We start from the raw sequence: 22,149 nt of genomic DNA, 5'->3' as shown, positions 1-22,149 counted from the left end.
TCTCTTGGGGACGGGCACGGCCGCCCGTGGGGACAGGGACGAAGAACACGGGGGGGTTTTGTCGGGCTCCGACAAAACCTTAGGGCTGGAGATCTCCATCGACCAGACGCCCCAGGATCAGAGCGATCCGCAGTGTGAACGCAGAGCGTACATCGGAGGGTGACCAGCCGGTGACGTCAGTCACACGTCGAAGCCGGTAGCGGACGGTGTTGGGATGGACGAACAGCATCCGGGCGGCGCCTTCGAGACTGCTCGCCTGTTCGAGATAGACACTGAGGGTCTCCAGGAGTGCGGCCCCGGCCTCCTCCAGTGGTCTGTAGATCTCCTCCACCAGTTGCTCGCGGGCCGAGGGGTCACCGGCGATCGCGCGCTCCGGGAGCAGGTCGTCGGCCAGGACCGGGCGCGGGGCGTCCTGCCAGGCAGAACCCGCTTTCAGCCCCGCCGCCGCGGCCTGCGCGGACCGGGTCGCGGCCAGCAGGTCCGGCACCACCGGGCCCGCCACGACCGGGCCGGCCGCGTACGGGCCGATGAGGGACTTGGCGACGGCCAGCGGGTTGTCGCTGCCGCCCGCGATGACCACCAGCCGGTCGCCGAGCACGCCGGTCAGCACCTGGAGCTTGGCGTGCCGGGCGGCGCGCCGGATGGCCTCGACGGTCAGTTCGGAGTCGCCGTCGGGTGCGGTGCCGAGTACCACGCACACGTGTTCGGGCGAGTTCCAGCCGAGGGCGGCGGCGCGGGACACGGCTCCTTCGTCGGCCTCGCCGCTGAGCACGGCGTTCACGACCAGGGACTCCAGCCGGGCGTCCCAGGCACCGCGTGCCTCGGCGGCCTGCGCGTACACCTGGGCGGTGGCGAAGGCGATCTCCCGGGCGTAGACGAGCAGCGCCTCGCGCAGCACGCTCTCGTCGCCGGGGGCCGCGACCTCGTCGATCGCGCTCTCCATGACCTCGATGGTGGTGCGCACCATCTCCACGGTCTGCCGCAGTGTGATCGCGCGGGTCAGTTCGCGCGGCGCGGTTCCGAACACGTCGGTGGAGATGGCCTGCGGGGCGTCCGGATGCCGGAACCACTCGGTGAAGGCGGCGATGCCCGCCTGCGCGACCAGACCGATCCAGGAACGGTTCTCCGGGGGCATGGCCCGGTACCAGGGCAGCGTCTCGTCCATCCGCGCGATGGCCTGCGCGGCGAGCGATCCGGACGACTCCACCAGGCGCTTCAGCGTCGCGGCATGCGGGTGGACGTCATGTGCTGCGGCTGCGTTCTTGCTGGTTTCGGGTTCGGGCACGGGGACAAGACTGCCTTATCCGGACGGGAAGGTGCGTCGGCGGGTCTACGGTGGTCTCCGTGATGGACGTACGGCGCGCTCACGAGCGCTACCCCGGAGGGGAACCCGCCGCGGGGATCGAGACCTGGCACGCCTTCTCCTTCGGGCCCCACTACGACCCGGACAACCTTCGCTTCGGCGCGGTGATCGCCTGTAACGAGGAGCGGTTGGCGCCGGGGGCCGGATTCGACGAGCACCCGCACAGCCACACCGAGATCGTGACGTGGGTCGTGGAGGGCGAGCTGACGCACCGGGACTCCACCGGCCACGAGTCGGTGGTGCGCCACGGGGACGTGCAGCGGCTCAGCTCGGCGGGCGGGGTACGCCACGTGGAGCGCAACGACGGCTCCGGCCCGCTGACCTTCGTGCAGATGTGGCTGGCCCCGCTCCGGCCCGGCGGCGACCCGTACTACGAGGTCGTCCACGGCATCGCCGACTCCACGCCCTACGCCGTCCCGGAGGCAGGCGCGATGCTGCACGTGAGGCGCCTCGCGGCGGGGGAGCGGACGGCGGTGCCGGACGGGGCGCACGCGTACGTGCATGTCGTACGGGGTGACGTACGCCTCGACGGCGAGGAACTCGGCGCGGGCGACGCGGCCCGCATCACGGACGCCAAGTCCCTGGAGGCCGAGGGCGTGACCGACGCCGAGTTGCTGATCTGGGAAATGTCTTAGGCCGGCGGCCTAGAGCTCCGCGAGCACCGCGTCCGTGAACGCCGGCCACGCCTCGACCGCCCATGGCCCGAACGCACGGTCCGTCAGCGCGACGCACGCGGCACGCGCGTCGGGGTCGATCCACAGGAACGTACCGGACTGCCCGAAATGCCCGAACGTGCGCGGTGAGGACGAGGACCCCGTCCAGTGCGGCGACTTGGAGTCGCGGATCTCGAAGCCCAGCCCCCAGTCGTTGGGGTTCTGGTGGCCGAACCCCGGCAGGACGCCCTTGGTGCCCGGGTAGGTCACGGCCATCGCCTCGGCGACCGTACGGGGGTCCAGCAGCCGCGGTGCCTGCACCTCGGCCGCGAATCGCAGCAGGTCCTCGACCGTGGACACCCCGTCCTTGGCCGGAGAGCCCTCCAGGGTCGTCGAGGTCATCCCCAGCGGCTCCAGCACGGCCTGCCGCAGATACTCCCCGAAGGGAATCTCGGTCGCCTTCGCGAGGTGGTCGCCCAACTGCTCGAAACCGGCGTTCGAGTACAGCCGCCGCTCCCCGGGCGGGGCCGTGACCTTGTGCTCGTCGAAGGCGAGGCCCGAGGTGTGCGCGAGCAGGTGCCGGACCGTCGACCCGGCCGGACCGGCGGGCTCGTCGAGCTCGACCGCCCCCTCCTCGTACGCGACGAGCGCCGCGTACGCCGCGAGCGGCTTGGTCACCGACGCGAGCGGGAACCGCTGCCCGGCCGGCCCGTGGGTCCCGAGGACGGTGCCGTCCGCCCGTACGACACCCGCCGCGGCGGTGGGAACCGGCCAGTTCTCGATCAACGCGAGGCTCTTCAGCGACATGCGTTCGAGCCTAAGCGCTCAGAGTGTGAGCTCCAGCAAGGGGTCGGGCTTGGGGCGGAAGCCGAGGGAGACGTACAGCGGCTCCGCCTCCGGTGAGGTGGTGAGCTGTACGCGCCGGGCGCCGTGCGTGCGGAACCACTCCAGCAGGGTCTGCATGCAGGCACGGGCGTACCCGCGGCGCCGGGCGTCCGGGTCGGTGGCGACACTGAACACGAAGCCCACCTTGCCCTGCGGATCGCCCGACTTCCCGATGCGGTAGTCGATCGTCCCGGCCACCAGCGACGCCAGCGCCCCGGGCCGCTCCGGGTGGTCCACGACGAACGCCACGAAGTCCCCGCCCGATTCGCCCAGTTTGGTCTTCAGGGTGGGGAGGGAGTCCCCGTGCCAGCGGGTGGAGGGGTCGCCGGCGAACAGCGAGTCGATCATGATTTGGCGCAGCCGCAGGACTTCCTCGGCGTCCTCGGGCAGGGCACGGCGTACAGAACTCATGACTCCGTACGCTAACCAGACGGATCAAGAAACGTCCTGCCCATTTCTTACCGTCCGCGCTTGCTTGGAGTGCGCTCCAAGGTTCTAGCGTTGGGGACATGACGGTGATGGAGACCACGGGGACCAGTACCGACACCTGCGCAGGCCCGCCGCGGCAGGACCGGCGCCCGGACGGCGAGGACCGCTACACGATCAGCGAGGTCGTCGCCTTCACCGGCCTGACGGCACACACCCTGCGCTGGTACGAGCGCATCGGCCTGATGCCGCACATCGACCGGTCCCACACCGGCCAGCGCCGCTACACCAACCGCGACCTCGACTGGCTCGACCTCGTCGGCAAGCTACGCCTGACGGGCATGCCGGTCGCCGACATGGTCAGGTACGCGGAACTGGTGCGCGAGGGCGACCACACCTACGGCGAGCGCTTCGAACTGCTCAAGACGACCCGCGAGGACGTCCTGGCCAGGATCGACGAACTCCGCGGCACGCTCGCCGTGCTCGACCGGAAGATCAGTTTCTACGCGGACGCCGGGCGGCCCCTGGCGTCGGAGAGGTCCCGATGACGGACGGCAGGATCACGACGGCGAAGCTCGGCGAGGACGGCCCCGAGGTGGGCGTCCAGGGCCTCGGCTGCATGGGCATGAACTTCGGCTACGGCCCCTCGGACGCGGACGCCTCCCGGGCGACCCTGGAACGGGCGCTGGAACTCGGCGTCACCCTCTACGACACGGCCGACGCCTACGGGGCCGGCGAGAACGAGCGGTTCCTCTCGCCGTTCTTCAAGGCCCACCGCGACGAACTCGTCATCGCGACCAAGTTCGCCTTGTACATCCCCCCGGACGACCCGACACGCCGGGTCATCCGCAACGACCCGCCCTACATCCGCCAGGCCGTCGAGGCGAGCCTGAAGCGCCTGGACGTCGACGTCATCGACCTCTACTACATGCACCGGCGCGATGTGAACGTGCCGATCGAGGAGAGCGTCGGCACCATGGCCGAGCTGGTCCGCGAGGGCAAGGTCAAGCACCTCGGCCTGAGCGAGGTCACGGCCGGCGAACTCCACGCCGCCCACGCCGTCCACCCCATCGCCGCCGTGCAGTCGGAGTGGTCGCTCTTCAGCCGCGACATCGAGACGAACGTCGTCCCGGCGGCGCGTGAGCTGGGTGTGACTCTCGTCGCGTACTCGCCGCTGGGCCGCGGCTTCCTCACGGGCTCCTTCGCCTCGGCCGAGGACCTGTCGTCCGGCGACTTCCGCCGCCAGCAGCCCCGCTTCACCGGCGACAACGCGGCGGCGAACGCGGCGCTGCTGGACTCCATCCGCGAGATCGCCGACGCCCACGACGCGACCCTCGGCCAGATCGCCCTGGCCTGGACCCACCAGCAGACAGCCGTGCACAACCTCCCGGTCATCCCGATCCCGGGCACCCGCAAGCCGACCAGGGTGGAGGAGAACACGGCGGCGACGAGGATCGTTCTGACCGGCGAGGAACTGGCCCGGCTGAACCAGATCGCCGACAAGGTGGCAGGCACCCGCTACGCGGACATGGCCTTCCCTCTGCAGGCAGGGAGTAGGGATACACCCCAGGGGCGCGGGGCTGTGTCGATTTGCGGCTCCGCCGCGTGGGCGCGACCGGCCACGCACAACCCGCGCCCGCCGGCCCGCAGGCACCCCGCAGACGCTATAGCTCCGACAACAACTCGGCCTTTTTGACCGAAAACTCCTCATCTGTCACCAGTCCGGCCTGATGCAACTCCCCAAGATGCCGAATCCGCTCGGCGATATCCGCAGGATCACGACGCGGCCCGGCCGCGGACACCGCGGCCACCGGCTGGGACGTCCGCACCGCCGCCAGCACCGCCGCAGCGAACGGCAGTGACTCATGCACCGGCCCGTACCCCAGCCCGAACACCACCGCGGCGGGATCCTGGTCGGCCTGAGCGGCAGCCGACCCCGCGTCCCGGTGCAGCAACCGCAGATGCCCTTCGAACACCTCGGGCGAGCGCCACTCGACGCCGTTCAGTTCCCCGACGGGGAAGTTCTGGTCGCCGGCCTTCCACTTCGCCGACGACGCGCCCGTCCAGAACCAGCGGAAGTTGACGGTCCGCCCGTCGAACGAGGCCTTCCCGTCGTACGCCTTGAACGACAACGGCCCCTTCGGCGGCTCCATGAGGAACCGCTCGGCCGGCCCTGACTCCGTCAGCAGCCCCCGCAGTTCGTCGGCGTAGTACTCCGCGAGGACCTCGCGCTCCGCGGGCATCACCAGCCGGTAGGGATCGCCGCTCTCCTTGAGCTGCCCGGCGGCCGCCTCCATCAAGGGGTCCGCGCCGGGCCGCGGCTCGACGCGGAGCACGACCGTGCCGCGTTTCCCGCGGGTCAGCGTCACCCCGGCGATCGCGTCCAGCGGGACACGGCGTTCTCCGAGCGCCTGAAAGAGCTTAGGTGTTCGAATCCCCCGTTCGTAGCGGATGAGCACGGAGTCGGACTCGAACTCCCAGGCGGCATGAAATCCGGCCAGTACGTCACCCATGCGGCTCATCGTATGCGGCACACGCTCCTCCGTCCCCCTCCCGAGCAGACCGCAATTTCTTCGTCTCTACGCGCGTCAGGCCGCCGCCGTGCCGGACAAACCGGTCCGGCAGACGCCGTCTTCGTGCGCGCAGTGCACCGAGCGGTATGCGCCAACGCCGATCTCTGCGAAATTCATCAGACTTGCCGTACCCGGCTCGAAGTAGCCGGCGTGCCCCTTCGCGCCCTGGGCCGACAGCACCCGCGCGCCGAACCCGGCGGACACCGGGTCGGCCCCGTGGCCGAGCCCGCCGACCTCGAGGTAGGGCACGTCCTGGATCCAGTCGTCGGCGTCCCGCATGGCCCACACCCGGGCGGTGGTGTGCAGTTGGGCGGCCGTCTCGACGCGCATGCCGGGGCTGCCGGCCACCGCGATGTCGGCCACCCGGCCCGGCAGCGAACGCGCCGCGACCCCGCACACCACGGAGCCGTAGCTGTGGCAGAACAGCGAGACCGGCTTGTCGCCGGGCAGCGCCCGCACCAGCGCGTTCAGTCGTACGGCGCCCTCCGCGGCGCGCATCGCCGTGGCCGAGTCGATGCCGAGTCCGCTGGGTGCCGTGTAGTCGGCCCAGGCGATCACTGCCGTACGGGTCGAGGAGCTCGCCGCCCGCTCGGCCGCGTGCAGCGACTCGGCCATGCCGACGGGCGCCGAGTACTTGCGCTGGGTGCGCTGGAAGGTGAGCAGGTCGGTGTCCACTCCGGGCACGACGACCGAGACCCGGTCCGCCTCGCGCAGATCACCGAAGACCTCCGCCACCCGGCCCGAGCCCTCCGGATCGAAGGCGAGGATGTGGCGGTCCTGCTCCAGGAGGTCTTCGAAGCGGTGCATCCTTCGGCCGGCCTCATGCTTCCCGACGGCCGTGAGGCGGCTGTCGTGCATGCGTTCCCGCTCGACCTTGCGCGCCTGCTCGAGCGCGATGCGATTGGCGCGATAGCGCAGCTCGACCGGGGCGCCGTTCATGTTGCCGACGGCGAGCGGATACTTGCGCACCAGGCGCGCGCGGTCGTGCTCGGTGAGAGCGGCGAAGAACCGGGCCAGCTTCTTCGGCTGGGCCTGCGGGTCCGGCAGTCCGCGGCCGCCGATCCGGCCGTGCTCCCAAGCGGAGAGCGAGGCCTGGAGCGGCGTGTCGCCCCGCTGGTTGCGCAGGGCCGTCCAGCCGGTGGTCGCCAGCATCACGAACACGACGGCCAGAGCGAGCAGTGCGCGCCAGACGTTCAATTGCGGGGAGGTGTCGAAGGAAGTCACTGAAAGGACACACTAGGAGAACGAGAGGGTCTCGCGTTAACCAAGTGACCGGGATCACGTTTCGGTGTATGCGCTAAGGGGACTGCCCTGTACGCCAGTTCCCGGCCAGCGCCGGGCCCACCTGATCCAGGTATGTCGTGGTGAGTTGGCGCATTCCCGCGAGGCTGAGTTCGTCCCCCGCGGACCACAGCCGCTCGGTGACACGAATCACCCCGCCGAACAGGGCCACGACGATCCTCGGCCGCGGATCCGCGTCCACGTCCAGCCCCTCGCGCTCGGCGATGATGCGCGCGAGCCGCTCCTCCAGTTCCGCCGAGCGTCGCAGATGGGCGGCGAACAGCGCGGGTGTCGACTCGATCACCCGGTAGACGCGCAGATGAAGGTCGATCGGCACGATCTCCTCGACGGCCTCGTTGATCGTGTCCCAGCTCTCCAGCACGGCCCGGCGCAGCGCCTCCAGCGGGGCCTCGCCCGGCGGGCGCACCCGCAGGGCCTGGACGACGAGCCCCTCCGCGAGCCGCGGCACGAAGAACGCCGTCTCCTCCTTGCCGGCGAAGTAGCGGAAGAAGGTGCGCTGCGAGACGTCGACGGCGGCGGCGATGTCGTCGACGGTGGTCTCCTCGTACCCGCGCGTGGCGAACAGTTCCAGGGCGGCTCGCAGCAGCGCGTCCCGGGTGCGCCGTTTCTTGCGTTCGCGCAGGTTCAAGAGGTCCCTCTCGTCTGAAGTGTTTGCCCAGTTCAGGCTAGCTGGGAGTGTCGTGACAGTTACCGACTTGTGAATTGGTTTGTCAATTGTCAGTGGCTGTCATTAGCCTCGACGCATGACTAGTCAGACCACCATCGACAAGGCGGGGTCGGGGGGCAAGCCACCGGCGGCACCGTCGGACGCGACGCCGGGCAAGGGGCTGCGAGGGCACCCCTGGCTCACCCTCATCACCGTCGCTGTGGGGGTCATGATGGTGGCCCTCGACGGCACCATCGTGGCCATAGCCAACCCGGCCATACAGAAGGACCTCGGCGCCACCTTCGCCGAGGTCCAGTGGATCACCAACGGATACTTCCTCGCCCTCGCGGTCTCCCTCATCACCGCGGGCAAGCTCGGCGACCGCTTCGGTCACCGGCAGACCTTCCTCATCGGCGTCGTCGGCTTCGCCGCCGCCTCGGGCGCGATCGGCCTGTCCGACAGCATCGCGTTCGTCGTCGTCTTCCGCGTCCTGCAGGGCCTGTTCGGCGCGCTGCTGATGCCGGCCGCGCTCGGCCTGCTGCGGGCCACCTTCCCGGCCGAGAAGCTGAACATGGCGATCGGCATCTGGGGCATGGTCATCGGCGCGTCCACCGCGGGCGGCCCGATCCTCGGCGGCGTGCTCGTCGAGCACGTCAACTGGCAGTCGGTGTTCTTCATCAACGTGCCGGTCGGTGTCCTCGCCGTCGTCCTCGGTGTGCTGATCCTGCTCGACCACCGCGCCGAGAACGCCCCGCGCTCCTTCGACCTGCTGGGCATCGCCCTGTTGTCGACGGCCGTGTTCTGCCTGGTGTGGGCGCTCATCAAGGCCCCGCCGTCCGAGTGGGGCTGGGGCGACGTCAAGACGCTGTCGTTCCTCGGTGCTTCGGTGCTGTGCTTCGTGCTGTTCGCCTTCTGGGAGACGAAGGTGAGGGAGCCGCTGATCCCGCTCGCGCTGTTCCGTTCCGTGGCGCTGTCCGCGGGTGTCGTGCTGATGGTCCTGATGGCCATCGCCTTCATGGGCGGCCTGTTCTTCGTGACGTTCTACCTCCAGAACGTGCACGGCATGAGCCCGATCGACGCGGGTCTGCACCTGCTGCCGCTCACCGGCATGATGATCGTCGGCTCGCCGCTCGCCGGCGCGATGATCACCAAGTTCGGTCCCCGTGTCCCGCTCGCCGGCGGTATGGCGTTCACCGCGATCGCCATGTACGGGATGTCGACCCTGGAGACGGACACCGGCAGCGGCGTCATGTCGCTCTGGTTCGCCCTGCTGGGCTTCGGCCTCGCGCCGGTCATGGTCGGTGCCACGGAGGTCATCGTCGGCAACGCCCCGATGGAGCTCTCGGGCGTGGCGGGCGGTCTCCAGCAGGCCGCCATGCAGATCGGCGGCAGCCTCGGTACGGCCGTGCTGGGCGCGGTGATGGCCTCCAAGGTCAACAGCGACCTCGCGGGCAACTGGGAGAAGGCGGGCCTGCCGCCGCTGACGCCGGAGCAGGAGCACCAGGCGTCCGAGGCGGTCCAGGTCGGTGTCCCGCCGCTGGCGCCGGGCACGCCGGACGCGATCGCCGCGAAGATCACGGGCGTCGCGCACGACACGTTCATCTCCGGCATGAGCGCGGCGTCCCTCGTGGCCGCCGGGGTCGCCGTGGTCGCGGTGCTGGTGGCGTTCCTCACCAAGCGCGGTGAGAACGCGGAGGCCGGCGCGGGAGCCGCGCACATCTGACGTTCTTGACGGGGCGTTCGCCTATCAGGGTGAACAAGACCGCCAACCCCTCCCCTCCGGCGCGCATCGCAGGTCACAGTGGGTCAAGTCCTCCGCAGGGCATGGAGGACGGCCGCTGCGGCGCGCTGCCGGAGGGGGGCAGCGCGCAGGCAGCGTGATTGAAAGCCATCTGAGGGGTACTCGCCAAGTCGTATCCGAACCGAACCCCAACCGACCGAGGGTTTACGGGAGTTGATGATGGCGAGTTTCGGACACGGTACGCGCAGGCACCCCCGCTCACGTGGCCGGACGTGGTCACGGACCGGGACGGATCGCGCGACGCTCGGAATCATCGGAGTCATCTGCGCGGTCGCCGGATTCTTCGTGCTGGGGATCATCCTCGGCCCCGCGGCGATCGTCTGCGGCTGGCTCGCCATGGGCCGCACCTGGGCGGGTTCCCGCCCCGCGACGGCCGTGGTGGCACTGGTCCTGGGCGCCATCGACACGCTCCTGGCCATCATCTGGCTGTCAGGAGCGGCCACACCGGGCATGGGCATGTTCTGACCCGCACCCGGTGAACAAGGGAAGGGCCCCCGGCGGTTCAGCCGGGGGCCCACCTTCATGCCGCTCGGCCGCGGGTCCTAGGGCCTGTCTGACAAATCCACGCCTGCTCCGCGGCGTCTGGCACGCACGCTCGCCGCGTTGCCGAACCGCCCACGTGGCTCCGCCACGAGGACGCTCCGGCGCCTTGCGATCGCACGCACCAGACGCCGCGGAGCCCGCCCTTCGGGCGGACGACGGGGATTTGTCAGACAGGCCCTAGTCGACCGGCGTCCCCTTCAGCGCCGCCAACTCCCCCCGCAGCGCCCGCACCTCCTCCGTCAGCTCCCGTATCGCCTCCGTCTGCCGGCGCTCCTCCACGTCGTCCTTCTCGAACCGCGCTATGAACCACGCCGCGATGTTCGCCGTCACCACACCCAGCAGCGCGATCCCGGAGAGCATCAGGCCCACCGCCAGCATCCGCCCCAGGCCGGTGGTCGGCGCGTGATCGCCGTAGCCGACGGTCGTCATCGTCGTGAAGGACCACCACACCGCGTCACCCAGCGTCCTGATGTTCCCGTCCGGCGAGTCCCGCTCCACCGACAGCACCGCCAGTGAGCCGAACATCAGCAGCCCGACCACCGCGCCGGCGACATACGTCGTGAGCCTTATCTGCGAGGCCATCCGCGCCCGCTGCCCGACCAGCAGCAGCGTCGACACCAGCCGCAGCAGCCGCATCGGCTGGAGCACCGGCAGCAGCACCGCGCACAGGTCGAGCCAGTGCGTCCGTACGAAGCTCAGCCGCTGCTCCGCGAGCGCCAGCCGGATCACGTAGTCGAGCGCGAAGGCCCCCCACACCACCCACTCCACCGCGGTGCACACCTCCACCACGTCCCGGCTTGCGTCCGGCCGGACGATCGGCACGGCGTAGGCGACGGCGAAGGCCAGGGCCAGGCCGAAGAGGGGCCGCTGTGTGTGCTGTTCCCAACGGAGTTGGGCCGACTGCTGCTGCATGGCCGCATCGTAGAAAACGTGAAGGGGTGGTGTGCCCACGGTGTACCCGTGATGCGCACCACCCCTTGACAGGGTTCAGCGTGTCATGCGTCGCCGCCCGCGGCCCCCGGATCGGCGGCCGTCACGTCGAGCAGCTGGTACCGGTCGATGGCCTGCTTGAGCACCGACCGGTCGACCTTGCCCGTGCGGGCCAGCTCGGTCAGCACCCCCACCACGATCGACTGCGCGTCGATGTGGAAGAAGCGGCGGGCCGCGCCACGCGTGTCGGCGAAGCCGAAGCCGTCGGCGCCGAGCGACTGGTACGGCTGCGGCACCCAGCGCGCGATCTGGTCAGGAACCGCTCGCATCCAGTCGGACACGGCCACGACCGGCCCCTGCGCGTCGGCCAGCTTCCGCGTCACGTACGGCACCCGCTGCTCCTCCTCGGGGTGCAGCAGATTGTGCCGCTCGCAGTCCACGGCCTCGCGCCGCAGCTCGTTCCAGGAGGTCGCCGACCAGACGTCGGCCTTGACGTTCCAGTCCTCGGCCAGGATCTTCTGCGCCTCGACCGCCCACGGCACCGCGACACCGGACGCCATGATCTGCGCCGGGATCGAGCCGCTCGTGCCCTCGCTGAAGCGGTAGACGCCCTTGAGGATGCCCTCGACGTCCACGTTCTCGGGCTCGGCCGGGTGCTGGATCGGCTCGTTGTAGACGGTCAGGTAGTAGAAGACGTCCTCGCCGTGCGGGTGCTCCTCGGAGCCGCCGTACATCCGGCGCAGGCCGTCCTGCACGATGTGGGCGATCTCGAAGCCGAACGCCGGGTCGTACGCCACGCAGCCGGGGTTCGTGGACGCCAGCAGCTGGGAGTGGCCGTCGGCGTGCTGGAGGCCCTCACCGGTCAGGGTCGTACGGCCCGCGGTCGCGCCCAGGACGAAACCGCGCGCCAGTTGGTCGGACATCTGCCAGAACTGGTCGCCGGTGCGCTGGAAACCGAACATCGAGTAGAAGACGTAGACCGGGATCAGCGGCTCGCCGTGGGTGGCGTAGGCCGAGCCGGCCGCGATCAGCGAGGCCGTGCAGCCCGCCTCCGAGATGCCGTCGTGCAGCATCTGGCCGTTCGGCGACTCCTTGTAGGCGAGCAGCAGATCACGGTCGACCGACTCGTACTGCTGGCCGAGCGGGTTGTAGATCTTCGCACTCGGGAAGAACGAGTCCATGCCGAAGGTGCGGTACTCGTCCGGCGCGATCAGCACGAACCGCTTGCCGATCTCCTTGTCCCGCATGAGGTCCTTGAGGAGCCGGACAAAGGCCATCGTCGTCGCGATGGACTGCTGGCCCGAGCCCTTCTTCACGGTCGCGTACGTCTTGTCCTCGGGGAGGGCCAGGGGCTTGGACCGCACGACACGCGTCGGGACGTAACCGCCGAGTCCCTGGCGGCGGTCGTGCATGTACTGGATCTCCTCCGAGTCCCGGCCCGGGTGGTAGTACGGCGGGGCGCCGGACTCCAGCTCCCTGTCCGAGATCGGCAGGTGCAGGCGGTCGCGGAAGCGCTTGAGGTCGTCGACCGTCAGCTTCTTCATCTGGTGCGTGGCGTTGCGGCCCTCGAAGTTCGGGCCCAGCGTCCAGCCCTTGATCGTCTTGGCGAGGATCACCGTCGGCTGGCCCTTGTGCTCGGCCGCCGCCTTGTACGCCGCGAAGATCTTCCGGTGGTCGTGACCGCCGCGCCCCAGGTGCAGGATCTGGTCGTCGGTCATGCCCTCGACCATCGCCCGCAGCCGGTGGTCGTCACCGAAGAAGTGGTCGCGGATGTACGCGCCGGTCTCCGTGGCGTACGTCTGGAACTGTCCGTCGGGCGTGGTGTTCATCTTGTTGACCAGCACGCCGTCGCGGTCCTGGGCGAGCAGCGGGTCCCAGGTGCGGTCCCAGACCAGCTTGATCACGTTCCAGCCGGCGCCGCGGAAGACCGACTCCAGCTCCTGGATGACCTTGCCGTTGCCGCGCACCGGGCCGTCGAGCCGCTGGAGGTTGCAGTTGACGACGAAGGTCAGGTTGTCCAGGCCCTCGCGGGCGGCGAGCGTGAGCTGGCCCAGCGACTCCGGCTCGTCCATCTCGCCGTCGCCGAGGAACGCCCACACCTGCGACTTGGAGGTGTCGGCGATCCCGCGCGCGTGCATGTAGCGGTTCATCCGCGCCTGGTAGATCGCGCCGATCGGGCCGAGGCCCATCGACACCGTCGGGAACTCCCAGAAGTCCGGCATCAGGCGCGGGTGCGGGTACGACGACAGGCCGTAGGGCGCCTTCGACTTCTCCTGGCGGAAGCCGTCCAGGTGCTCCTCGCTGAGCCGGTCCAGCATGAAGGCGCGGGCGTAGATGCCCGGGGAGGCGTGGCCCTGGAAGAAGACCTGGTCGCCGCCGTCGCCCTCGTCCTTGCCGCGGAAGAAGTGGTTGAAGCCGACGTCGTAGAGGGAGGCGGAGGACGCGAACGTGGCGATGTGGCCGCCGACGCCGATACCGGGGCGCTGGGCCCTGGACACCATCACGGCCGCGTTCCAGCGGGTCGCGTTGAGGATCTTCCGCTCGATCTCCTCGTTGCCCGGGAAGAACGGCTCACTCTTGGTCGGGATGGTGTTCACGTAGTCCGTGCTGCGCATCTCCGGCACGGCCACGCGCTTCTCGCGGGCCCGCTCGATCAGCCGCAGCATCAGGTAGCGGGCGCGCTCACGGCCGCGCTCGTCGACGGCGGCGTCGAGCGAGTCGAGCCACTCCTGCGTCTCTTCGGGGTCGAAGTCAGGAACCTGACTCGGAAGGCCGCCAATGATGATCGGGTTGCGATCGGATGCGGAAGCCACGCTGTTCCTTACCTGTCGGAGGGCCGTGCGGGGGCCGCTGCTTCGCTGGAGTCGCTGGGCGATGTCGCTGGGCTGCGCCGCCACCCATGGTCTACCTCGGGGGCGTAAACGTCATCTCTACCGAGCGGTAACCCGAGCGGAGCCCGGCTCTGTGACGTATGGGGTGAATACATTCGAGTCTCGTACCCACAGACGGTTCCCAAACGCCCAAACAGGGCAGAAAGGTGTGGTGTACGTCACCTCGGACCATGATGGTGTGCCTGGAGTTGCGGTGACACGGCCAGGATCGTCACCGTTTCGGCGGTCTGAACGGCCGGGTACTTGCGCGATCCGCCCCGCCCGTGTGGACTACGGCCAATGCTTCGCGCACGCGCGTGGCTGAGACATTCCCAAAACATGATCAGGAGGCAACCCGTGAGCGCGACCGCGGACCACGCGGAGGAGCGGACGAACCCTGCCGCCAGGCTGGGGTTCCAGCCCGGGCAGGTGGTCCAGGAGATCGGCTACGACGACGACGTGGACCAGGAACTCCGCGAGGCCATCGAGGGCATTGTCGAGAGCGACCTGGTGGACGAGGACTACGACGACGTGGCCGACGCCGTTGTGCTGTGGTTCCGTGACGACGACGGCGACCTGACGGACTCGCTGGTCGATGCCACCACGTACATCGAAGAGGGCGGCGCGATCCTGCTCCTCACGCCGAAGACCGGCCGTTCGGGCTATGTGGAGCCGAGCGACATCTCGGAGGCCGCCACCACGGCGGGTCTGACGGCGTCCAAGAGCGTCAGCGTCGGAAAGGACTGGAGCGGCAGCCGGCTGGCCACGCCGAAGGCCGCCAAGTCCAAGCGTTAGTCGTTGGACGGGGCGGGCCGACAGCCGTCGGCCCGCCCATCGGCCTGTCCCGGTGCCTGCGTAGGGTGGTCCCCACCCGAGAAGCCGCAGGAAGGGACACCCACCACGATGGCGATCCAGGTCGGCGAGAAGGCCCCCGACTTCGAGCTCAAGGACAACCACGGCGCGAGCGTGAGGCTGTCCGGCTTCCGCGGCGAGAAGAACGTCGTGCTGCTCTTCTACCCCTTCGCCTTCACCGGCGTGTGCACCGGCGAGCTGTGCGAGCTGCGTGACAACCTGCCGCAGTTCTCCGACCGCGACACCCAGCTGCTCGCCGTCTCCAACGACTCCATCCACACGCTGCGCGTCTTCGCCGAGCAGGAGGGTCTCGAGTACCCGCTGCTGTCGGACTTCTGGCCGCACGGCAACGTCTCGCGGGCCTACGGCGTCTTCGACGAGGACAAGGGCTGCGCCGTGCGCGGCACCTTCGTCATCGACAAGGAGGGCGTCGTGCGGTGGACCGTCGTCAACGGCCTGCCGGACGCGCGCGACCTGAACGACTACGTCAAGGCGCTCGACTCCCTGTGACGCCGGTCGGGCGTCATGCGCCCGACACCCGCTGAATTCCCGGCTTCAGGGCCTGGGTGGGGCGGGAACCCGTCACTAGGATCGAATCGTTGATCCGACATCCGAGCACAACGGGGCATCCCGCCCCAGAACACCAATGGAGGACTCGTGGGAGTCAGCCTCAGCAAGGGCGGCAACGTATCGCTTAGCAAGGAGGCGCCGGGCCTGACCGCGGTCATCATCGGTCTGGGGTGGGACATCCGCACCACGACCGGCACCGACTTCGACCTGGACGCCAGTGCGCTGCTGCTGAACAACTCCGGCAAGGTCGGCAACGACCAGCACTTCATCTTCTTCAACAACCTCAAGACCCCGGACGGCTCGGTCGAGCACACCGGCGACAACCTCACCGGTGAGGGCGAGGGCGACGACGAGCAGATCAAGGTCGACCTCGCCACCGTCCCGGCCGACGTGGAGAAGATCGTTTTCCCGGTCTCGATCTACGACGCCGAGACCCGCCAGCAGTCCTTCGGCCAGGTGCGCAACGCCTTCATTCGCGTCGTGAACCAGGCCGGTGGCACCGAGATCGCCCGGTACGACCTCAGTGAGGACGCCTCCACCGAGACCGCCATGGTCTTCGGCGAGCTCTACCGGCACGGCGCGGAGTGGAAGTTCCGCGCCATCGGCCAGGGCTACGCCTCGGGCCTGCGCGGCATCGCGCAGGACTTCGGCGTGAACGTCTGAGCCGACGACCTCAAGGTCTCACCATCCGGCGCCGCACGGTTTACGTGCGGCGCCGGACGTGCAGGACAGGCAGAGAAGCATCACCTCGGGGAGGGACCAGCATCATGGGCGTCACGCTCGCCAAAGGGGGCAATGTCTCCCTGTCCAAAGCCGCACCGAACCTCACGCAGGTGATGATCGGGCTCGGCTGGGACGCGCGCTCCACCACCGGAGCCCCCTTCGACCTCGACGCCAGCGCCCTGATGTGCAGCGGCGGGCGCGTGCTCGGGGACGAGTGGTTCGTGTTCTACAACCAGCTCAAGAGCCCGGACGGTTCGGTGGAGCACACCGGTGACAACCTCACCGGTGAGGGCGACGGCGACGACGAGTCGCTCCTGATCGACCTCTCCAAGGTGCCGTCCCAGTGCGACAAGATCGTGTTCCCCGTCTCCATCCACATGGCCGACGAGCGCGGCCAGACCTTCGGCCAGGTCAGCAACGCCTTCATCCGCGTCGTGAACCAGGCGGACGGCCAGGAACTCGCCCGCTACGACCTGAGCGAGGACGCCTCCACGGAGACCGCGATGATCTTCGGTGAGGTCTATCGCTACCAGGGCGAATGGAAGTTCAGGGCCGTCGGGCAGGGGTACGCGTCGGGGCTGCGGGGGATCGCGCTGGACTTCGGAGTCAACATCTCATAACGCGATATGAGCAAAATCCGGGGCCCGGTGGGGTATGGAGGGGGCCGGACTAGACTTCGGCTTCAAAAGTTCGTAAAGCCGGGTACGGCGCGGGGGAGCCCCGTACACACACGATTGGGTAGCCAGTGGTTCTGAAAACCTTCGGGTGGTCGTTCGCGGTCACCGCGCTCGGCCTGGTCGCAGCGGTTCTCTACGGAGGGTGGACCGCGTTCGGCGTCGTAGCGATCCTGTCCGTCCTCGAGATCTCGCTGTCCTTCGACAACGCGGTGGTCAACGCCGGGATCCTGAAGAAGATGAATGCCTTCTGGCAGAAGATCTTCCTCACGATCGGCATCCTGATCGCCGTCTTCGGTATGCGGCTGGTCTTCCCCGTCGTGATCGTCGCGCTCAGCGCCCAGCTGGGCCCGATCGAAGCCGTCGACCTCGCGCTCACCGACAAGGACCAGTACCAGCAGTACGTCACCGACGCCCACCCGTCGATCGCCGCCTTCGGTGGCATGTTCCTGCTGATGATCTTCCTGGACTTCATCTTCGAGGACCGGGACATCAAGTGGCTCGGCTGGCTGGAGCGCCCGCTGGCCAAGCTCGGCAAGGTCGACATGCTGTCGGTCTGCATCGCCCTGATCGTCCTGCTGATCTCCTCGATCACCTTCGGCGCCAACGCCCACCAGCACGGCGGCACCCACGCCGACAAGGCGGAGACCGTCCTGCTCTCCGGTGTCGCCGGTCTGATCACGTACATGATCGTCGGCGGCCTCTCCGGCTACTTCGAGGACAAGCTCGAAGAGGAGGAGGAGCGCGAGCACGAGGCCGAGGAGAAGGCCGCGCGCGAAGGCAAGCCCAAGTCTGCGGTGAAGCTGGCCGGCAAGGCCGCGTTCTTCATGTTCCTCTACCTCGAGGTCCTGGACGCGTCCTTCTCCTTCGACGGCGTGATCGGCGCCTTCGCCATCACCAACGACATCGTCCTGATGGCCCTCGGCCTCGGCATCGGCGCCATGTACGTCCGGTCGCTGACGGTCTACCTGGTCCGTGAGGGCACCCTCGACGACTACGTCTACCTGGAGCACGGCGCCCACTACGCCATCGGCGCCCTCGCCATGGTCCTCCTCGTCACGATCCAGTACGAGATCAACGAGTTCATCACCGGCTCCATCGGCGTCATCCTGATCGGCGCCTCCTTCTGGTCCTCCGTCCGCCGCAACAGGCGGCTCGCGGCGGCCGGGGGAGAGGCCGGCTCGGACGAGAAGACTGAGGTCTCCTCCGGGGTGTGACACCCCTCCGGGTGAGGAACGCTCTGTGCGGGGCGGCTGCCGAGGCGAGTCCTCGGCGCCGCCCCGTCGGTCGTCAAGGCCGTGGGCCATGCGATGACCTGCGGTCTCCAAGTGAACCTGGGGGGCGGAATGGGCCTGTTCGACGGACTTCGGCGCGGGCGCGATGTGCAGTTCGACTCGGGCCACGCGGCGACGAACGCGATCGAACTGACCAAGCGGCGCGCACAGATATCACTCACCAAGCAGGACGCGGCCACCGGCCATCTGCGCGTCAACCTGAGCTGGCGGATGCGCACGTCCGACATCGGCGGCCCGCAGCGCGAGAGCCTGCTGCGGCACCCCTTCCGGGCCCTGAAGCCACCGGAGGTCGTCGGCCACAGCCAGAGCATGGTCAACGTCGACCTCGACCTGGGCTGCCTCTACGAGCTCCAGGACGGCACCAAGGGCGTCGTCCAGCCCCTCGGCGGCTACTTCGGCGACGTCAACGCCCCGCCGTACGTCAAGCTCAGCGGCGACGACCGCTTCGGCTCCGGGTCCGGCGAGACGATGTACATCAACCTCGACCACCGCGAGAACATCAAGCGGCTCCTGGTCTTCGTCTACATCTACGACCAGACGCCCGCCTTCGACCGCACCCACGCCAGCGTCACCCTCTACCCGAGCAGCGGCCCGCGCATCGAGATCCACCTCGACGAACGCCAGCCACAGGCGCGCTCCTGCGCCGTCGTCATGATCGAGAAGATCAAGAACGACGAGATCATCGTGCGCCGCGAGGCGAAGTTCGTCTACGGGTTCCAGGCCGAGCTGGACCGCCTGTACGGGTGGGGTCTGCAGTGGGGCCGGGGCTACAAGACGAAGGTCGAGCGCTGAGGGGCCCTCGTGGGTGCGGGCCCGGGTCCTCTCAGCGTCCGATGAACTGCGGGCCCTGCGGGGGCAGGCGGAAGTCCGGGTCGGGGGCCGCGGTGACCGGCGGCGGGTAGCCGTAGCCGGTCTGCGCCCCCGTGACGCCCGCCGCGGCCGGCGCCTGGGGGTAGCCGTACGCGGGCTGGCTCGCGGGCTGCGGATAGCCGTACGCCGGCTGGGTCGTCGCGGGCTGCTGGGGCGGGTAGCCGTACGCGGGCTGCGCGGGGACGGCGGTCGGCTGCTCCGGAGGCAGCGGCCGGGACACCTCGGGGGCGGGCTGCTGTGTGGTCGCGGCCGTGGTGGGCAGGCCCGTCGTCTCCTGCGCGGCCTCCGACTCGTCCACCGAGATGCCGTAATCGGTCGCGAGCCCCTGCAGGCCGTTCGAATAGCCCTCGCCCAGTGCCCGGAACTTCCAGCCCTCACCGCGCCGGTACAGCTCGCCGCAGATCAGCGCGGTCTCCTCGCCGGTCTCGGGCTTGACGTCGAAGTACGCCAGCGCTTCCGCCTCGCTGCCCGCCGCGTCGTACAGCAGAATGCGCAGGGCCTGTACGCGGTCGAAAGAGACACCGTCCGCCGATGCGACCAGCAGAATCCGGCTGACTCCCGACTCGACACCGGTGAGCTCTGTCTGGATCGTGTCGGTCAGGCCCTCGGCGGCCCGCTTCTTGCCGAGCCGCCACACCTTCCCCGAGGGGTGCCGGGGCTGGTTGTAGAAGACGAAGTCCTCGTCGGAGCGCACACGACCGTCGGGGCCGAGGAGCAGCGCGGAGGCATCGACGTCCGGAACCCCCTGTCCGGGTGTCCAGCGCAGCACGGCGCGCACCGTGGTGGCTTCCAGCGGGACGTTCGACCCCTTCAGCATCGCGTGCGTCATGCGGTCATCCTGCCTTCTCGGTCCTGCTCACGACAACGCGGGGCCGGGCGCCACGAGCGGCGCCGACGGCCGTCGCGGACTACCGTCGTCATGGCCGGGCCTGGCTGTGCTTGCCCGCGTTACCTGAAATTCATGCCTGACGGGAACCTCTGACATGGACTTCTACGTACTATTACCGGCCACCTTTCGACGATTCGCAGGCCGCACGACAACCACGGGGGAGTTCCATGCGTCATTTCGGGCACATCGCGCCTGAGGTGCGGAAGCGTCTCTTCCACCGCGAGCCGTGTGTGTTCACGCCGGACTCCCAGGCCCGGCTGCTCGCGGCGGCCCTGGGCGCCACGCTCTACAGTCCGGCCACCCGGCCCCGTCTGGCCGACGACATCCTCAAGCAGGCCGGGCGCGGCGTCGTCTCGATGGTGCTGTGCCTCGAGGACTCGATCGACGACGCGGACGTCGGCCCGGGCGAGGAGAACCTCGTCCGCCAGTTCAAAACCCTCGCCGGCCTCCCGGACGCGGACCTGCCCCTGCTGTTCATCCGGGTCCGCGCCCCCGGGCAGATCCCCGACCTCGTACGACGGCTCGGCCCGTCCGCCCGGCTGCTGTCCGGATTCGTACTGCCGAAGTTCACCGAGGAGCGGGGCATCCCCTTCCTGGAGGCGATGGCGACCGCCGAGGCCGAAAGCGGCCGTCGCCTTTTCGCCATGCCGGTGCTGGAGTCGCCGGAGCTGCTCTACCGCGAGTCCCGCGTGGAGACCCTGGAGGGCATCTCCCGGGCCGTCGACAAGTACCGCGACCGCGTGCTCGCCCTGCGCCTCGGCGTGACGGACTTCTGCTCCTCCTACGGGCTGCGCAGAGGCCCCGACATGACGGCGTACGACGTGCAGATCGTCGCCTCCGTGATCGCCGACGTGGTGAACATGCTCGGCCGCGCCGACGGGACCGGCTTCACCGTGACCGGGCCGGTGTGGGAGTACTTCCGGGTCCAGGAGCGCATGTTCAAGCCGCTGCTGCGGCAGAGCCCCTTCCTTGAGGTGCAGGCCGCGGAACTGCGCGAGAAGCTGATTGAGCACGCCATGGACGGCCTGCTGAGGGAGATCTCCCTGGACCACGCCAACGGGCTGCTGGGCAAGACCTGCATCCACCCCTCCCACGTGCTTCCGGTGCACGCCCTGTCGGTCGTCAGTCACGAGGAGTTCTCGGACGCCCAGGACATCCTGCGCCCCGAGCGCGGCGGCGGGGGTGTGCTTCGATCGGCGTACACGAACAAGATGAACGAGGTGAAGCCGCATCGGGCCTGGGCCGAGCGGACCCTGCTGCGTGCCGAGGTTTTCGGCGTGGCCAACGAGGACATCGGCTTCGTGGAACTGCTGGCGGCGGGCCTGCCCGGCTGACGATGGAGAAGGCGGAGAAGGCAGTGAACGAGGGGGAGCACCAGGTGCGCGACGAGGCCGGCGGCGTCTGGTCCGGCAGCTGGGTCGCTGAGCGGCTCGGCGTCGAGCTCGTCGGCGGGGACCGGCTGACCGGCCTGCTGGGGCTGGCGCTGCGGCGCAACCCCAAGCGGGCCCATCTGCTGGTGTCGAACGTACTGGGCAAGCATGTGCCGCAGTCGCCGTCCGTCGTCTACGGCCACGGCGTCGAGCTCGGCCGCCGGGTGCGGGAGCTGCTGGGCGACGAGGAGGCGGGCCGGGCGGTCGTGCTCGGCTACGCGGAGACCGCGACCGGCCTCGGCCACTCCGTCGCCGACGGGCTGGGCCTCGCCCCCTACCTGCACTCCACGCGCCGCCCCGTCGCCGGAATCGCGGCGGCCGGCGGCTTCGAGGAGGCCCACTCGCACGCGACCTCGCATCTGCTCCTGCCGGAGGATCCCGCGCTGCTGACCGGGGACGGGCCGCTGGTCCTGGTCGACGACGAGTTCTCCACGGGGAACACGGTGCTGAACACCGTGCGGGATCTTCATGAGCGGTATCCGCGGCGGAGGTATGTCGTGGTGGCGCTGGTGGATATGCGGTCGGCGGATGACGCGGGGCGGCTGGAGAGGTTCGCGCGGGAGATCGGGGCGCGGGTGGATCTCGTGGCGGCGGCCTCCGGGACCGTGCGGCTGCCCGAGGGGGTGCTGGAGAAGGGGCAGGAGCTGGTGGCGCGGTACGAGGCCGAGAGTGCGGCGGAAGGTCGTACTTCGGCCGCGGCGCCGTCGTGGCCGGGCGCGGGGGGGGAGGGGGGGCGGGGGGGGGGGGGGGGAGGGGGGGGGGGGGGGGGGGGAGGAGGTGCCAACAACACCCACCAAAGAGAAAAAGAACAAAACACAAAAAAAGAAACGAAAACCCAACACCCGAACAGGAAA

Annotated in this window: 21 protein-coding genes and 1 pseudogene; 13 read left to right on the top strand and 9 right to left on the bottom strand. The window is 69.3% G+C overall.

What is annotated here, in order from left to right; translation table 11 throughout:
• Positions 1-79 precede the first annotated feature (79 nt).
• Complete coding sequence (gene fasR / locus AC07DF_RS23740; protein WP_478974750.1) at positions 80-1,285, bottom strand: fatty acid biosynthesis transcriptional regulator FasR; 1,206 nt, start codon at positions 1,283-1,285, stop codon at positions 80-82.
• A 59-nt stretch (positions 1,286-1,344) separates the two neighbouring features.
• On the opposite strand from fasR, the gene AC07DF_RS23735 reads away from it, so the two are divergent.
• A complete protein-coding gene (locus AC07DF_RS23735; protein WP_478974747.1) occupies positions 1,345-1,998 on the top strand; it encodes a pirin family protein in 654 nt (217 codons plus the stop codon).
• A gap of 9 nt (positions 1,999-2,007) precedes the next feature.
• Here AC07DF_RS23735 and AC07DF_RS23730 read toward each other — a convergent pair whose 3' ends face one another.
• Positions 2,008-2,823 (bottom strand): serine hydrolase domain-containing protein, encoded by an 816-nt coding sequence (locus AC07DF_RS23730; RefSeq protein WP_478974744.1) that lies wholly within the window; start codon positions 2,821-2,823, stop codon positions 2,008-2,010.
• A gap of 18 nt (positions 2,824-2,841) precedes the next feature.
• Positions 2,842-3,312 (bottom strand): GNAT family N-acetyltransferase, encoded by a 471-nt coding sequence (locus AC07DF_RS23725; protein ID WP_478974741.1) that lies wholly within the window; start codon positions 3,310-3,312, stop codon positions 2,842-2,844.
• Between the two features lie 98 nt (positions 3,313-3,410).
• On the opposite strand from AC07DF_RS23725, the gene AC07DF_RS23720 reads away from it, so the two are divergent.
• Complete coding sequence (locus AC07DF_RS23720; RefSeq protein WP_478974738.1) at positions 3,411-3,875, top strand: MerR family transcriptional regulator; 465 nt, start codon at positions 3,411-3,413, stop codon at positions 3,873-3,875.
• Positions 3,872-4,884, top strand: a pseudogene (locus AC07DF_RS23715) (aldo/keto reductase). Before AC07DF_RS23720 ends, AC07DF_RS23715 begins: the two are co-directional and overlap by 4 nt.
• Before the next feature lie 107 nt (positions 4,885-4,991).
• On the opposite strand, the gene AC07DF_RS23710 reads toward AC07DF_RS23715, so the two are convergent.
• The 3 genes from AC07DF_RS23710 to AC07DF_RS23700 all read right to left on the bottom strand — a co-directional run bounded on the left by AC07DF_RS23710 (position 4,992) and on the right by AC07DF_RS23700 (position 7,830).
• The gene (locus tag AC07DF_RS23710; RefSeq protein WP_478976197.1) at positions 4,992-5,849 is read right to left on the bottom strand and encodes a DUF4429 domain-containing protein; all 858 of its coding nucleotides are present in this window, start codon (positions 5,847-5,849) and stop codon (positions 4,992-4,994) included.
• Between the two features lie 66 nt (positions 5,850-5,915).
• Positions 5,916-7,124, bottom strand: a complete 1,209-nt coding sequence (locus AC07DF_RS23705) for an alpha/beta hydrolase (protein ID WP_478974735.1) — start codon at positions 7,122-7,124, stop codon at positions 5,916-5,918.
• 73 nt (positions 7,125-7,197) lie between these two features.
• Positions 7,198-7,830: a TetR family transcriptional regulator gene (locus tag AC07DF_RS23700; RefSeq protein ID WP_478974732.1), complete on the bottom strand. Its 633-nt coding sequence runs from the start codon at positions 7,828-7,830 to the stop codon at positions 7,198-7,200.
• A gap of 115 nt (positions 7,831-7,945) precedes the next feature.
• Between AC07DF_RS23700 and AC07DF_RS23695 the strand changes: the two genes are divergently transcribed.
• Positions 7,946-9,571, top strand: a complete 1,626-nt coding sequence (locus AC07DF_RS23695) for an MFS transporter (RefSeq protein ID WP_478974729.1) — start codon at positions 7,946-7,948, stop codon at positions 9,569-9,571.
• 234 nt (positions 9,572-9,805) lie between these two features.
• Positions 9,806-10,114, top strand: a complete 309-nt coding sequence (locus tag AC07DF_RS23690; RefSeq protein WP_478974726.1) for a small hydrophobic protein — start codon at positions 9,806-9,808, stop codon at positions 10,112-10,114.
• 255 nt (positions 10,115-10,369) lie between these two features.
• On the opposite strand, the gene AC07DF_RS23685 is transcribed toward AC07DF_RS23690, so the two are convergent.
• Both AC07DF_RS23685 and aceE read right to left on the bottom strand, forming a co-directional pair.
• On the bottom strand, positions 10,370-11,104 hold the full coding sequence (locus AC07DF_RS23685; protein ID WP_478974723.1) for a potassium channel family protein: 735 nt from the start codon (positions 11,102-11,104) through the stop codon (positions 10,370-10,372).
• Between the two features lie 83 nt (positions 11,105-11,187).
• Positions 11,188-13,935, bottom strand: coding sequence for a pyruvate dehydrogenase (acetyl-transferring), homodimeric type (aceE, locus tag AC07DF_RS23680; RefSeq protein ID WP_478974720.1), 2,748 nt, complete (start codon positions 13,933-13,935; stop codon positions 11,188-11,190).
• A 414-nt stretch (positions 13,936-14,349) separates the two neighbouring features.
• On the opposite strand from aceE, the gene AC07DF_RS23675 reads away from it, so the two are divergent.
• From AC07DF_RS23675 to AC07DF_RS23650, 6 genes are all read left to right on the top strand, one after another.
• A complete protein-coding gene (locus AC07DF_RS23675) occupies positions 14,350-14,787 on the top strand; it encodes a DUF3052 domain-containing protein (protein ID WP_039932421.1) in 438 nt (145 codons plus the stop codon).
• Between the two features lie 108 nt (positions 14,788-14,895).
• A complete protein-coding gene (locus AC07DF_RS23670) occupies positions 14,896-15,354 on the top strand; it encodes a peroxiredoxin (protein ID WP_478974716.1) in 459 nt (152 codons plus the stop codon).
• Between the two features lie 147 nt (positions 15,355-15,501).
• Positions 15,502-16,077 (top strand): TerD family protein, encoded by a 576-nt coding sequence (locus AC07DF_RS23665; protein ID WP_184592174.1) that lies wholly within the window; start codon positions 15,502-15,504, stop codon positions 16,075-16,077.
• 104 nt (positions 16,078-16,181) lie between these two features.
• Complete coding sequence (locus AC07DF_RS23660; RefSeq protein ID WP_478974712.1) at positions 16,182-16,757, top strand: TerD family protein; 576 nt, start codon at positions 16,182-16,184, stop codon at positions 16,755-16,757.
• A gap of 125 nt (positions 16,758-16,882) precedes the next feature.
• Positions 16,883-18,028: a DUF475 domain-containing protein gene (locus AC07DF_RS23655; protein ID WP_478974709.1), complete on the top strand. Its 1,146-nt coding sequence runs from the start codon at positions 16,883-16,885 to the stop codon at positions 18,026-18,028.
• Positions 18,029-18,157: 129 nt separating this feature from the next.
• Positions 18,158-18,898: a TerD family protein gene (locus AC07DF_RS23650; protein ID WP_382595151.1), complete on the top strand. Its 741-nt coding sequence runs from the start codon at positions 18,158-18,160 to the stop codon at positions 18,896-18,898.
• Positions 18,899-18,929: 31 nt separating this feature from the next.
• Here AC07DF_RS23650 and AC07DF_RS23645 read toward each other — a convergent pair whose 3' ends face one another.
• Positions 18,930-19,805 carry a TerD family protein gene (locus AC07DF_RS23645; RefSeq protein ID WP_478974705.1) on the bottom strand — a complete coding sequence of 292 codons (876 nt, stop codon included), beginning with the start codon at positions 19,803-19,805 and terminating at the stop codon, positions 18,930-18,932.
• Positions 19,806-20,032: 227 nt separating this feature from the next.
• On the opposite strand from AC07DF_RS23645, the gene AC07DF_RS23640 reads away from it, so the two are divergent.
• Both AC07DF_RS23640 and AC07DF_RS23635 read left to right on the top strand, forming a co-directional pair.
• Positions 20,033-21,199, top strand: coding sequence for an HpcH/HpaI aldolase/citrate lyase family protein (locus AC07DF_RS23640; protein WP_478974702.1), 1,167 nt, complete (start codon positions 20,033-20,035; stop codon positions 21,197-21,199).
• Positions 21,200-21,201: 2 nt separating this feature from the next.
• Positions 21,202-22,149 (top strand): phosphoribosyltransferase domain-containing protein (locus tag AC07DF_RS23635; RefSeq protein ID WP_478974699.1); only part of this gene is annotated, 948 nt, incomplete at its 3' end.

The organism is Streptomyces sp. NPDC044719 (assembly GCF_056433405.1).
The sequence above is the reverse complement of the archived record's forward strand: the minus strand, read 5'-3'. Positions and strand labels throughout refer to the sequence as shown.